The organism is Uliginosibacterium aquaticum (genome assembly GCF_012972705.2).
GTDB lineage: Bacteria > Pseudomonadota > Gammaproteobacteria > Burkholderiales > Rhodocyclaceae > Uliginosibacterium > Uliginosibacterium aquaticum.
On sequence record NZ_JABCSC020000003.1, the window covers coordinates 663,268 to 676,341 of the forward strand.

The 13,074-nt window shown below is 64.6% G+C and carries 12 protein-coding genes; 2 read left to right on the plus strand and 10 right to left on the minus strand.

The features are described from left to right. Nucleotides 1-24 precede the first annotated feature (24 nt). Nucleotides 25-447, plus strand: coding sequence for a DUF192 domain-containing protein (locus tag HJ583_RS14465; RefSeq protein WP_101943279.1), 423 nt, complete (start codon nucleotides 25-27; stop codon nucleotides 445-447). A gap of 44 nt (nucleotides 448-491) precedes the next feature. On the opposite strand, the gene HJ583_RS14470 is transcribed toward HJ583_RS14465, so the two are convergent. The 6 genes from HJ583_RS14470 to HJ583_RS14495 all read right to left on the minus strand — a co-directional run bounded on the left by HJ583_RS14470 (nucleotide 492) and on the right by HJ583_RS14495 (nucleotide 7,317). Beyond that, complete coding sequence (locus tag HJ583_RS14470; protein ID WP_170022552.1) at nucleotides 492-1,967, minus strand: DEAD/DEAH box helicase; 1,476 nt, start codon at nucleotides 1,965-1,967, stop codon at nucleotides 492-494. A 75-nt stretch (nucleotides 1,968-2,042) separates the two neighbouring features. Continuing rightward, nucleotides 2,043-3,158 carry a 23S rRNA (cytidine(2498)-2'-O)-methyltransferase RlmM gene (rlmM, locus tag HJ583_RS14475; RefSeq protein ID WP_170022553.1) on the minus strand — a complete coding sequence of 372 codons (1,116 nt, stop codon included), beginning with the start codon at nucleotides 3,156-3,158 and terminating at the stop codon, nucleotides 2,043-2,045. A 22-nt stretch (nucleotides 3,159-3,180) separates the two neighbouring features. Then, entirely contained in the window at nucleotides 3,181-4,140 is a 960-nt protein-coding gene (locus HJ583_RS14480) for a LysR family transcriptional regulator (RefSeq protein WP_170022554.1), read from the minus strand. After that, the gene (locus HJ583_RS14485) at nucleotides 4,137-4,985 is read right to left on the minus strand and encodes a gamma-glutamyl-gamma-aminobutyrate hydrolase family protein (protein WP_328824901.1); all 849 of its coding nucleotides are present in this window, start codon (nucleotides 4,983-4,985) and stop codon (nucleotides 4,137-4,139) included. Before HJ583_RS14485 ends, HJ583_RS14480 begins: the two co-directional genes overlap by 4 nt. Continuing rightward, nucleotides 4,982-6,100 carry a YbdK family carboxylate-amine ligase gene (locus tag HJ583_RS14490; protein ID WP_170022555.1) on the minus strand — a complete coding sequence of 373 codons (1,119 nt, stop codon included), beginning with the start codon at nucleotides 6,098-6,100 and terminating at the stop codon, nucleotides 4,982-4,984. Before HJ583_RS14490 ends, HJ583_RS14485 begins: the two co-directional genes overlap by 4 nt. Then, the gene (locus HJ583_RS14495) at nucleotides 6,097-7,317 is read right to left on the minus strand and encodes a cation:proton antiporter (RefSeq protein WP_170022556.1); all 1,221 of its coding nucleotides are present in this window, start codon (nucleotides 7,315-7,317) and stop codon (nucleotides 6,097-6,099) included. Before HJ583_RS14495 ends, HJ583_RS14490 begins: the two co-directional genes overlap by 4 nt. 286 nt (nucleotides 7,318-7,603) lie before the next feature. Here HJ583_RS14495 and lysA point away from each other — a divergent pair, with 286 nt between their 5' ends. After that, nucleotides 7,604-8,842, plus strand: a complete 1,239-nt coding sequence (gene lysA, locus HJ583_RS14500; protein WP_170022557.1) for a diaminopimelate decarboxylase — start codon at nucleotides 7,604-7,606, stop codon at nucleotides 8,840-8,842. Nucleotides 8,843-8,957: 115 nt separating this feature from the next. Here the strand turns inward: lysA and HJ583_RS14505 are convergent, their stop codons facing one another. From HJ583_RS14505 to HJ583_RS14520, 4 genes are read right to left on the minus strand one after another with little or no spacing between them, the layout of a single operon-like run. Continuing rightward, nucleotides 8,958-9,917 carry a CapA family protein gene (locus tag HJ583_RS14505; RefSeq protein WP_170022558.1) on the minus strand — a complete coding sequence of 320 codons (960 nt, stop codon included), beginning with the start codon at nucleotides 9,915-9,917 and terminating at the stop codon, nucleotides 8,958-8,960. After that, a complete protein-coding gene (locus HJ583_RS14510) occupies nucleotides 9,914-10,267 on the minus strand; it encodes a hypothetical protein (RefSeq protein ID WP_170022559.1) in 354 nt (117 codons plus the stop codon). The genes HJ583_RS14505 and HJ583_RS14510 overlap by 4 nt, the downstream gene beginning before the upstream one ends. 41 nt (nucleotides 10,268-10,308) lie before the next feature. Then, nucleotides 10,309-10,788, minus strand: coding sequence for a cyanophycin metabolism-associated DUF1854 family protein (locus tag HJ583_RS14515; RefSeq protein ID WP_170022560.1), 480 nt, complete (start codon nucleotides 10,786-10,788; stop codon nucleotides 10,309-10,311). Further along, nucleotides 10,788-13,037 carry a cyanophycin metabolism-associated ABC transporter gene (locus HJ583_RS14520; RefSeq protein WP_170022561.1) on the minus strand — a complete coding sequence of 750 codons (2,250 nt, stop codon included), beginning with the start codon at nucleotides 13,035-13,037 and terminating at the stop codon, nucleotides 10,788-10,790. Before HJ583_RS14520 ends, HJ583_RS14515 begins: the two co-directional genes overlap by 1 nt. Between the last annotated feature and the right edge of the window lie 37 nt (nucleotides 13,038-13,074).

Here is a 13,074-nt window from a genome sequence, read left to right on the forward strand (position 1 = left end):
TCCTGAATGTTTGCGGAGCGATTCATGTTGCGTGCCCTGTGGCTGAGCTGTCTTGTTTTCACCAGTGGTGCTGCGCTGGCGCAGCAAAGCTTGCGCACCGTCGAGCTGCGAGCTGGCATGTATCGCATCGAGGCGGAAGTGGCCTCCACTGAAAAGCAGCACGAGATCGGCCTGATGCATCGCGCCAGCATGCCCGCCCATGCCGGGATGCTCTTCGTATTCGATCAGGCGCAGGAATACTGCTTCTGGATGAAGAACACTCAGATTCCTCTCTCCATTGCCTTTCTGGACGAGGCCGGCAAGATCGTGAACATTGCCGACATGCAGCCGCAGAGCGAGGAAAACCACTGTGCGGCAAAGCCCGTGCGCTATGCCCTGGAGATGAATCAGGGCTGGTTCCGGAGCAAGGGCATCAAGGCCGGCTCCAGCATCCAGGGGATCAAATGAAAAAAGCGCCCAAAGGCGCTTTTTTCATGGGGTGCTGAAAGCGTTCAGCCCTTGCGAGCGCCGCCGAGCAGGAAGGCGACACGGGATTTCTGCTTGCCACCGGCCTGCTCCTGCGCAGCTGCCTTGCTCGCCTCGGCCTTGTCTGCCGCGGCGGACTTGGCGACATAGGGGGCGCTGAAGTCAAAGCCGTCCGCAGCGATTTGCGGCTTGCTGGCAGGTTTGCTGGATGCACGGGGCGGGCGGGGCTTGCTGCCAGGCTTGAGTTCGCTGGCGCTGTCGTAGGGGCGGTTGAAATCAAAACCGTCCTCGGCTACCTGAGCGCGCGGGCGGCCATGGCCGTTGCGATAGCGACGCAGTTCTTCAACAGTGGTTTCCGGGCCGTAGCCGGGCACTTCTTGCTGGGTGATCTTGAGCTTGATGAGCTTTTCGATGGCCACCAGCTTGTAGTTCTCTTCCGGCGCCACCAGTGACACCGCGGCGCCCTGTTTGCCGGCGCGGCCGGTGCGGCCGATGCGGTGCACATAGTCTTCCGGCGTGCCAGGGATCTCGAAGTTCACAACATAGGGCAGGTCGTCCACATCCAGACCGCGTGCGGCCACGTCGGTGGCGACCAGTACACGGATCGCTCCACTCTTGAAGGCTTCCAGCGCTGCGCTGCGCTCCAGCTGGCTCTTGTCGCCGTGGATGGCGTCGGCCGAGATGCCTTCTTTTTGCAGGTGGCGGGCGAGGCGTGCGCAGCCGAACTTGGTGTTCACGAACACCAGGGTCTGGCCCAGACCATCCGCGCCGGCGTTCAGGATGTCGGCGAGCAGATCGCGCTTCACATGGCTGGAGACCGGGTGCACCAGGTGGGTGATGTTCTCCGACACCGCATTGCGGCGCGCCACTTCGATCAGCTGCGGCTGGCGCAGCATGGTGTCGGCGAGCTTCTTGATCTCGTCCGAGAAGGTGGCTGAGAACAGCAGGCTCTGGCGCTTGGCCGGCAGCAGCGCGAGGATGCGGCGGATGTCCGGGATGAAGCCCATGTCGAGCATGCGGTCGGCTTCGTCGAGGATCAGGAATTCGACGTTCTGCAGCAGGATGGTCTTCTGCTCGACGTGATCGAGCAGGCGGCCCGGCGTGGCGACCACGATCTCGATGCCGCGCTTGAGTTCGGCCACCTGGGCCTTCATGTCCACGCCGCCATAGATGCAGGTGGAGCGCAGCGGAACGTACTTGCTGTAGGTCTTGACCGACTCATGCACCTGCACGGCCAGCTCGCGGGTCGGCGCAATGATCAGCGCGCGCACTGGATGCTTGGCCGGCGAGGTGCTGGTGCTGGCATAGGGTTGCAGGCGCTGCAGCAGCGGCAGGGTGAAGCCAGCGGTCTTGCCGGTGCCGGTCTGGGCGCCACCCATCACGTCCTTGCCGGCCAGTACGACCGGGATGGCCTGGGCCTGGATGGGCGTGGGCTCGGTGTAGCCGGCTTCGGTGACGGCGCGGAGCAGTTCGGGGCTGAGCCCCAGATCGGCAAAACTCATGGATGCAGGTGGCCGGGCAGCAGGCGCGGCAGGTCTCGGGTCATTGAAGCTCGCGAGTATACCCGCCTCGCTGCGCTAACGTCTTGACGGTTTTGGAGTTTCCACCACCGGGACGTGGATTTTCGCCAGGTAAGCGGTGACTTCTTCGCGGTCGTGATAGAGATGGCGGATGCGCAACACATAGCTGTCGCCATGCAGCTTGAAGCGCGCGTCGATCACCTGGCGGCACTTCTTGAGCTCCTCGAAGCGTTTTTTCATCGGCAGCTTGAGGTTGAAGATGCAGCGTTTGGCCTTGCCGGAGGCGATCCAGTCCGACACCAGCTGGGCCACGCGAGCCGGCTGCTCGACCATGTCGCAGACCAGCCATTCGACCTGTTTGCGCGGCGCGCGCCAGGAGAAGCCGTCGGCCTTCACGTGTTCGACCATGCCGGTGGCAACCAGCGAATCGGCCAGCGGGCCGTTATCGACGGCGAACACATGCATGCCGCGCTCGGCAAACTGGAAGCTCCAGCCGCCCGGCGCTGCACCGAGGTCGACCGCGTAGAGGCCGGCCTTGAGGCTCTGGGCGCGTTCTTCCTCGGTCATCAGCGCGTCGAAGGCTTCCGCGAGCTTCAGCGTGGAGCGGCTTGGCGCATTGCGCGGCATGCGCAGGCGGGCGATGCCCATCGGCCAGGGCGACGCATCATCCGGGCGCGAGAGGCCCAGGTCGACCTGGCTGGAGTCCTTGAAGAACAGGTGCAGGGTGGGCAGTTCGGGCTTGTTCTCGCGCAGGAAACCGGTGGCCTTGAGATGGCGTTCGATGTGCGGGATGAAGCGCTTGAGAAAGCCTGCCAGCGATTTGGCGTCGTTGGTGTCGGCCGTCTCGACTTCCAGGCGGCCGAAGCGTACGCCCTGGCCGAGGATGGTCTGCACCAGCGGGGTCACGCGGTCGTCTTCCGGCATCTCGGCGACGCGCTCGATCCACACGCTGCGCTGGCGGGTGAAGACAAGGGCGTGGAAAGGCGCAACCTCAAGGGCCTCCTTCCAGTCGATCAGTTCGTCAAACACGTAGTGCACGCTGCCTGCGTTCTGCGCGGTGCGGGCGCGCCCGCTGATACCGGCGTGCTTGGCCAGCAACTCGGCCTCGGCGGCGCATTCATTCTCGAAGCCGGGACGGCACAGCAGGATCAGGCCCTTGGCAGTGGGGGACATCGTGGTGAAACCGGAAATTTTCTCAGCCCGGATGGTAACGGAATGAGGCCGTGGCTGCAGGAGTGAGCGTGCTGCCCAGCGCCAGCTGTTGCCGAATGGCCTCTGCCTGCTGGCGCAGGGCGCTGGCGAAATCCTCGCTCAGCGGGGTTGAAGGGCGGTACTCGGGGCGCACCAGACTTACCCGAAAGGGGATCGAGATCGAGAAGGGGCGCAGGACCAACGCGGCGCTGGCGTATTCGAGTGCGCTGAGCGGATTGACGATGGCCAGCCCGAGGCCTTCGCGCACCAGGGCGCAGACTGAAGCGGCGGTCTGGGTTTCGAGCTGTAGCCGACGCTCCACGCCTAGTTCGCGGAACACGCTGTCGAGCTGGCGGCGGTAGGGGTCGCCAGGGGCGAGGCTCACGAAGGGCTGGCCGGCGAAATCCTGCGGGCTGAGCAGGGCTTTGGCTGCGAGTGGATGCGCGGCGGGCAGCACGCAGACCTCGTCGGCTTCGAGCAGCACTTCGAGCTGGGTGCCGGGCGGTGCCGTGTCCTGCTCGGTAAGGCCCAGATCAAAGCGCTGGGCGCTGAGCCATTCCTCCAGCAGCGGTGATTCCGCCGGGGTGATGGCCAGATTGACGCCCGGATGCAGGGCCAGAAAGTGGCGGCAGGCAGCAGGCAGCAAGGCTTGGGCGAAAGCCGGCACGCAGACGACAGCCAGCGAGGCGGCGGAAAACTCACGCAGGCCGCTGGCGGTGGCGACGATGCGCTCGAGGCCGAGCCAGGAGCGCTGCACTTCTTCGAACAGGCTCAAGGCGCGGGCGGTGGGCTGGAGTCGACCACGCACCCGGTCGAAGAGGGCGAAGCCGAGCAATTGTTCGAAGCGGGCGAGGTCGCGGCTGACGGTGGGCTGCGAGGTGAACAGGCGGGCGGCGGCGGCGGTGACGCTGCCGGCCAGCATTACGGCCCGGAAAACCTCGATATGGCGGTGTTCGATATTCATGTGCGTTCCTGATCGGCACGTTTGCGCGCAGCGCGCAAAAACTCCTGCAGCAGCGGCCCGCTGTCGAGCAGGCCCTGGTCATGGGCTGGATGGAATTCCGGGTGCCACTGTACGCCGTAGACGAAGCTGCTTCCCTCCCAGCGGATGGCTTCCACTACGCCATCAACGGCGGAGCGGGCTTCGATATGGAGGCCATTGCCCAGGCGGTTTACGGCCTGGTGGTGGATGCTGGAGATCCGGGCGCTGAGGGCGTTGTGTGGATAGAGGCGGGCGAGCAGGGAGTTTTCGCTGAAGGCGACCGGATGGGTGTGGGCGTCGTAGGCCTCGGCATCCACATGGCGGATGGCGTCGGGCAGCTGGGTGCTGATGTCCTGATACAGGCTGCCGCCGAAGGCCACGTTGAGCAACTGGCAGCCGCGGCAGATGCCCAGCACCGGTTTGCCCTGGAAAATGCATTCCCAGATCAGATCCAGTTCGTAGAGATCGCGCACACGGTCGCCGCTCCATTCCGGGCGCAGCGGGAATTCGCCGTAGCTGTTGGGGCTCACGTCCATGCCGCCCTGCAGGAGCAGGGCATCGATGGCATGCACATAGTCGCGCAACTGTATGGCCGAGCGGTGCAGGCTGCTGGCCCCTTCCACGGTCGGAATCATGAAGGCCAGCGCGCCTTCGGACAGTACCCAGTGGGCGATGTTCTGCTCCAGGTATTGCAGGGTCTTGTTGCGAAAGCCCAGTTCGGCCGGCGGCTTGTGCATCAGCCGGGCTGAAATGCCGATCCGCAGGGGCTGTTTGCGCAGCGCCGGCTTGAGGCCGGCGGGCTGGCCCGGCCTGCTCGCCGCAGTCACGGCGTGTCACGCCACTTGCGGGCCTGCTGCCAGACCAGGTCTGGCAGCGAGCCCTGGCGGGCATACACTTCGCGCATCCAGCTGGCGTCGTTGCCCGCCTGCAGGGCGCTGCGCAGCGAGGCGAGCAGTTCGCTGGTGCCCAGCTCGGCTGCATGCGGGGCAAGCAGCTCGAAAGTCGCGAGAATGTCCTCGCGCAGCACCAGGCGCTGCTGGCTGACCGGATCGAGCAGGCCCCCATCGAGGCCGAAGCGGGCGGCCTGGAAGCGGTTGAAGGTGTACACCGCATACAGCGTTTCGTTGATGACGAAGGGTCGCTCGACCAGCAGATAGCGGCACAGGGTTTGGGCGTAGGCCGTGAGTTCGGTGGCGCGGCGCACGGTGAGCGGGGTGTCACAGATGCGGATTTCGACGGTGCCGAATTCGGGCTTGGGCCGGATGTCCCAGTAGAAGTCCTTCATGCTTTCGACCACGCCGGCGGCCTGCATGTTTTCGTAGTAGGCGACGAAATCATCCCAGCGATGCACCAGCGGTGCCCGGCCCGAGAGCGGGAAGGCCGACACGGCGGTCAGGCGCGAGCTGTCGAAGGCCGTATCCACGCCCTGGTAGTAGGGCGAGGCGGCGGACATAACGATGAAGTGCGGCAGATAGCGCGACAGGCTGTGAAGCAGGAACAGTGCTTCGTCTCCGTTCGGGCAGCCGATGTGGATGTGCTGGCCGAACACCGTGAACTGCTTGGCGAGATAGCCATACATTTCGTTGAGCTGGTGAAAGCGCGGCTTGTCGAAGATCTTGCGCTCGGCCCAGTGCTGGAAGGGGTGGGCACCGCCACCGCTGATCAGCAGGTTGAGGCGGTCTGCCGCCGCCAGCAGGGTCTGGCGGATGTCATCGAGTTCGGCACCGAGCTCCGTGCAGCTGTGGTGCACCGAGGTCGATACCTCTATCATGCTCTCGGTCATCTCGGGCTTGAAGTCGCCACGATGCGGCTTGCGCTCCACCAGCCCCAGCAGTTCGCTGGCACCGCCGGTGAGATCGCCGTCGAGGCGACTGATGATCTGCAGTTCGAGTTCGACGCCGAGGGTCAGTGGCGTGGAGGCGGGAAAATCTAGGCTACTCATGTCGGGTCTCCGGCTTCGTTGGCACGGCGCAGCGCAAACTGCAGTGCGGGCGGGGCGAGGAATTCCATGATCAGCAAGGCTGTGAGCACCACGGCGGCCAACTGGCCGCCCAGCTCAGGCCATACCAGGGCGGTGCGTTCGGTCCACAGCAGGGCCGCGCCGGACATCGGCAGCATGCCGATCGCCAGCAGCGAAGCCTTGCGCAGCGACAGGCCGCTCGGGCGGGCAAAGGCGAACACGGCTACGCCCTTGGCCAGTGCGCGCGCCGCGAGCAGACCGATGGCCGGCAGGGCTGCGCTGGCGAAGCTGTCCGGGTTCAGCAGCGAACCGGTGGCGACGAACATTACGATCAGTGCGACCCGGCTGAGCAGGCCGAAATCCATCGGCTGCAGGCGATGTTCGCGATCCAGGCTGCGGCTCAGGATGCCTGCCATCAGCATGGCCAGCACCACCGAGAGATCGAGGGTGTGTGCCAGCGCCACACTCACCATGATCACTGCGATGGCGGCCAGGGTCTGGCTGTAATGGCCCACGCGAATCCTTGCCAGCAGGCGCAGCACGGTCCAGGCCGCAAGCGCACCGAGCAGTGAGGAGCCGGCCACCAGATACAGGGGATGCAGCAGGATGGTGGTGAGTGGTGCGGCCGTCTCGCCATGCAGCACTCCGTAGCACACGCCGAGGATCAGGAAGCTGTGGCAGGTGGATAGCGCCGCGAGCAGGCCCAGGCGATCGGTGACCTGGCCGCGGGCTGCGCAATCCTTGCTCACGGCGAGGATCACGATCGGCCCGGTTGAGCAGGCGATAGCGCCGATCAGCACGGCCAGCATCGGCGGCTGCTGGAACAGCAGCATCAGTGCGGCCACGGCGACAAAGGCCAGTGCGGATTCGGCCAGGCTGGTGACCAGCAGCCAGGGATTGCGCCGCAGCCAGCCCAGATCGATGCGCTGACCCAGCTCGAAGAGCAGCAGCGCGAAGGCGAATTCGAAGATCTGGTGAGCGACCGGACGCAGCCCGGTGAGGCTGGGCTCATCGCGCAGCAGGCTCAGTAGCACGCCGGTGAAAATGTAGGCGCTGATGCGTGGCAGGTGCAGACGGCTGAAGAGCTCGCCCAGGGCGATGGCAAGGAATAGCAACAGGCCGAACAGGAGCAGGGGATGGGCTTCGGGCGGCCAGGCGGGCAGGAATGGCAGGGCTTGCAGGGGCTGCAGAATCTCCATGAGGTGGGTTCCCTTCGTGGATGGCGTGAGCGCGGATGATCGCCGGCGCGGGTGAAAAGCTGGCTGCGCGCGGACTGCGGTTTTATGGCAGTGCTGCCGGAGCGGCACTGGAAGTCTGACGCGGCTGAGGCCCGAGGGTTCCCTGATTGATGGTTTGTATATCAAAAACGGATTGATTATGTATTTTTAAGTATTTTACTGAATCAACTTCGGGTGACATGCTTCGCCCTTCTTCAGCCGCTGCGGCCATTGCCCGCAACTGCGGCAACTCGACGGAGTTCTCTGCATGCAAAAGCCCCTGGACCAAGCCCGCCTGTGCCGCCTCTCCACCGAATTCGGCACCCCGCTGTGGCTTTACGATGCTGCCGTGATTCGCGCGCGCATCGCCGCGCTACGCGCCTTCGACCATATCCGCTTCGCGCAGAAGGCCTGTTCGAACACCCACATCCTGCGCCTGATGCGGGAAGAGGGCGTGGTGGTGGATGCGGTGTCGCCGGGCGAGATCGCGCGCGCCCTGGTCGCCGGCTTCAGCTCGAAAAATGGCAAGAGCGAGATCGTGTTCACGGCCGATCTGGCCACCGAAGAGACGCTGGATCTTGTCGTGCGCGAAGAGATTCCGATGAACGCCGGTTCGATCGACATGCTGCGCCAGTTGGGCGCGAAGGCGCCGGGCCATCGCGTGTGGCTGCGCATCAACCCCGGCTTCGGCCACGGCCACAGCAACAAGACCAACACCGGCGGTGAGCACAGCAAGCACGGCATCTGGCACACCGACCTGCCGGCCGCGCTGGCGGTGATCGCGCAATACGGCCTCAAGCTCGTCGGCCTCCACATGCACATCGGTTCCGGCGTGGATTACGGCCACCTGCAGCAGGTCTGTGGCGCGATGGTGCAGCTGGTGAAGGACGCGGGTCAGGACATCGAAGCCATCTCGGCCGGCGGCGGCCTGTCGATTCCCTATCGCGAGGACGACGCGCAGATCGATACCGCGCACTACTTCGGCCTGTGGGACGCAGCGCGCAAGGAAGTCGAGGCTCACCTCGGCCATCCGGTGAAGCTGGAAATCGAGCCAGGCCGCTATCTGGTGGCCGAATCCGGTCTGCTGCTGAGTGAAGTGCGCGCCACCAAGGACGTGGGTTCAAACCACTTCGTACTGGTCGACGCCGGTTTCACCGAACTGGTGAGGCCAAGCATGTACGGCAGCTATCACGCCATCAGCGTGCTGCCGCGCGATGGTAGTGATGTGGCCAAGCGCCCGTTGCGCGACAGCGTGGTCGCCGGCCCGCTGTGCGAATCCGGTGACGTGTTTACCCAGGCGGAAGGCGGCGTGGTCGAAACGCGCAGCCTGCCAGCCGCTGAGGTGGGCGATCTCTTGGTGCTGCACGACACCGGCGCCTATGGCGCGAGCATGTCCTCGAACTACAACAGCCGCCCGCTGATTGCCGAAGTGCTGCTGGAGGGCGAGGCTGCGAAGCTGATCCGCCGCCGCCAGACGATGGATGAGCTGCTGGCACTGGAGGCTTGATCTTGGCCTGTAGGTGCGGCTTCAGCCGCACACCGGGCTTGGCGGCGGACTGAATCCGCCCTGCATTCGAGGCTGGCTTCAGCCGCACGCCGACCCCGTACCTGTTGCCCTTCGATCAGCGTGTGCTGCACAGGCGGGGTGTTTTATCCCCGCGCTGGCCGCAAGGCGTTTTCGCTTCGGGGTTTGGGTGGGGCGTGCCGTCGTCATCCATGCGTGCTTCCACCGTATCCCAACTCACGACGCCAGCCTTGTCGAGCGTGAGGCGCAGCAGCCAGCCGGTACGGCCGGGGGCCTCGTCAAAACCGTCAAACACGAAGTTGCCGAGGCTGTAGATGACCGGCTTGCCACGATAGATCTCGGCGCCTTGCGTGACATGCGGATGCCCGCCGATCACCGCATCGGCGCCGGCATTGATCATCAGGCGGGCGAGCTGGCGCTGGCGGGCGTCGGCTTCGCGCACGTTTTCCCAGCCCCAGTGCATGAAGGGGATCACCAGATCGGCCCCGGCCTTGCGCGCGGCGCGGATGTCGGCGACGATGCGGCTATCCTCGCTCCACGCAATGCCGGGCCAGTCGGCGCCGGCTTCGAAGCTGCGCGGCTTGTACTCGTTGTAGGCGAGCACGGCGATCTTCAGACCCTTCTGTTCGATCCACAGCGGGCGATGCGCTTCGGCCAGATTGCGGCCGCCGCCGAAATAGCGGATGCCAGCTGCGTCCAGTAGCGTCATTGTTTCGACGAAGGCGGCCTGACCGTAATCGCCGGAATGGTTATTGGCCAGCGACACCGCATCGAAACGCCCTTGCAGTGACCTCAGTACGGCCGGCGCCGAGCGGAAGGTGACAATCTTGCTGGCGTTGGCCTTGCCGCTTGTGGCGACTGGGGTTTCGAGATTGCCGATGCGGTAGTCCACCTGCCGCAGGATGCTTTCAAAAGGCTTGAGCGGATCGCCGCCGCGCGCGATGAGGCGCCCGGGGCCGTCGTCTAGCATGAGGTCACCGGCGAAGACCAGACTCAGCGTTTCCGCAGCGTGGGCGGAGCCGGTAAGCAGTAGCAGGCAGGCGAGCAGGCGCTTCATCGGTGAGTCTCCCGGGGGCCTTGAATCTCGCACCAGTAGACCAGCTCGCTGTCACGGATCGGTTCATACACACGCTGTTCGCCGGTGAAGCCGAACTTGTCTTGCGAACGCGTGGCGGCCGGGTAGGCGTAGCGCGCCACATGCAGCGGCAATGGGCCATCCGGGTGGTCGGTGAGGCTGTAGAGCTTTACTTCCGTGGGCTCGAAAACCGGCCGGAACAGGAAGTAGGAGCCGATGGCGAGCGGCTTCTGCGTGTAGGCCGCCTGTGCGCTGGCGAGCTGAGGCTGCCGGACGCTGCGGGTTTCGCCGCCGTAGCTGTAATGGCAGACCAGCTCGGGTGAAGCGGCCATGGACGTCTGGCAAGCGACAGCCAGCAGCAGGGCTGCGCGCCTCACAGGAAGCGATCCAGCAGCTTGCGCGAATGGCGATCCAGCGCGGAGAGCTGACGGATCATGAACTGAATGCCATGCGCATCAGCAATCAGCAGGATGCCGCCGGGTAGGCGGCGAATGTCTTCTTCGCCCTTGAGCACGAAGCTGGCGGTGCCGCGATCCGTCTCCACTTCCCAGGTGCTGGGCGTGGCGAAGCTGGAGACCTTGTTCAGGCGCTGGATCTCGGGCATGAATTCGCGCGTGCTGAGCTCTTCCTCGATCAGCGCGCGCAGTGGAGCAGGCACCCAGGCCAGCAGCTCGATCCAGGCCACTTCATGGCCTTCCGTGCTCATCAGGGCGATGCCTTCGAGCGGTGCCGAGATCGGGTTGGCGCGGACCGGGGTCACGCCTTCATGGCGAATGCCATTGGCATCGATCAGCACGAGCTGGCCGAAGGCGTTGCGTTCGAGCGAGAAATTGACGTTTAGCGGCGCGCTCATCATTCGCCTCCTTCGAGAAGATTCTGTTCGGCATTGCGTAGCTGGGCCTGATACAGGCGCCAGTAAGCGCCCTCGGCGGCCATCAGTTCGTCGTGGTTGCCGACTTCGACGATCTGGCCACGGTCCATCACCACAAGGCGGTCGGCCTTGCGCAGGGTGGACAGGCGGTGGGCAATGGCGATGGTGGTGCGGCCTTGCACCAGGTTATCCAGCGCGCGCTGGATTTCCTTCTCGGTTTCGGTATCCACCGCCGAGGTGGCTTCGTCCATGATCAGGATGGCCGGGTCGATCAGCAGCGCGCGGGCAATCGACACGCGCTGGCGTTCGCCACCGGAGAGGCCCTGACCACGCTCGCCGACGATGGAGTCGTAGCCTTGCGGCAATCTCAATATGAATTCGTGAGCGTGGGCAGCGCGCGCGGCGGCGATGATCTCGGCGCGGGTCGCGTCCGGCTTGCCGTAGGCGATGTTCTCGGCAATCGTGCCGAAGAACAGGAAGGGCTCTTGCAGCACCAGGCCGATGTTGCGACGGAAGTCGGCGATGGCCACGCTGCGGATATCCACCCCGTCGATCATGATCGCGCCTTCCGATACGTCGTAGAAGCGGCAGATCAGATTGACGAGCGTACTCTTGCCCGAGCCGGAATGGCCGACCAGCCCGATCATTTCGCCGGGCTTGATGTCCAACGATAGGTTACGGATCACCGAGCGATTGCCATAGCGGAAGCCGATCTCGCGCATCTGGATGCTGCCTTGCACGCTGGGCAGCGGCACCGGTTTGACCGGCTCGGGCACGCTGGAGACGTGATCGAGAATGTCGAAGATGCGCTTGGCGCCGGCGGCGGCTTTCTGGGTCACCGAAACGATGCGGCTCATCGAATCGAGGCGGGTGTAAAAACGCCCGATGTAAGCGAGGAAGGCCACCAGCACGCCGACGGTGATGTCGTTCTTCGACACTTGCCAGATGCCGAAGGCCCATACCACCAGCAGACCGATTTCGGTGAGCAGGGTCACGGTGGGCGAGAACAGCGACCAGGTCTTGTTGATCCGGTCATTCACCGCGAGGTTATGCGCATTGGCTTCGCGGAAGCGCTGGGTTTCGCGCTTTTCCTGCGCGAAGGCCTTCACCACGCGGATGCCGGGGATGGTGTCGGCGAGGATGTTGGTAACTTCACCCCAGACACGGTCGATCTTCTCGAAGCCGGTGCGCAGGCGGTCGCGCACGGTGTGGATCATCCACATGATCAGCGGCAGCGGTAGCAGGGTCACCAGTGCCAGCCAGGGGTTGATCGAGAACAGGATCACCGTGGTCATGGCGATCATCAGCACGTCGGTGATGAAGTCCAGCGCATGCATCGAGAGGAACACGCTGATCCGGTCCGATTCCGAACCGATCCGCGCCATCAGGTCGCCGGTGCGCTTGCCGCCGAAATACTCCAACGACAGCTTGATCAGGTGCTCGTAGGTGGTGGTGCGCAGGTCGGCTGAAATGCGTTCGGACACCAGCGCCAGAATGTAAGTCTTGGCCCAGCCCAGCGACCATGAGAGCAATGCGGCACCGAAGAGGCCGGCAAGCAGCTTGATTTCGAGCGCGGTGTTCAGGGGCTGGCCGTTCTGATACGGGATCAGCACCTTATCCATCAGCGGCATGGTCAGATAAGGCGGCACCAGGGTGGCGGCGGTGGCGCCGGTCATCAGTGCGAAGCCCGAAACCAGTTGCCAGCGGTACGGTTTGGCGAAGCGCCAGAGGCGGAACAGGGTCCAGGTGGAAGGCGCTTCATGCAGCTCGCGCGCGCAGATCGGGCATTCGTCTTCGCCCGGTGGCAGTGGCGCCTTGCAGGTGGCACAGACCTCTTCTTCCGGCGTGGCCGGCGGCTGGCCGGTGAGGAGCGCTTCGACATGGCGCTCGAATTCGCTGATCAGCCTCAGTGCAGCGAGGTTCTGGCTCAAGGTGTAGCGCCAGTGGGCGAGGCGGCCACTGGTGTCGACCAGTTCCAGCGATCCGACGCCGGCATGATCCGAGTGGCGTAGGGTGAGGCCGGCAGCGAGCGGCCACTCCTGCCAGGACAGGTCCGGGCTGCAGGCCAGCAGGCGGCAGGGCGTGAGCAGCAGCAGGCCACGCGCAAACTGCAGGCGGGCGTCGAGATCCAGCTCCAGTGCGGCCAGTACGGTTTCACCGGGCATCAGGCGGGCGAGGGCGTCGGCTTGCCAGGTGGCAGGGAGCTTGGGCTCGGAAATCGGCAGCAGCATTGTGTTTGTCAGGTGCAGTGGTGTCAGTTTTTTGTCA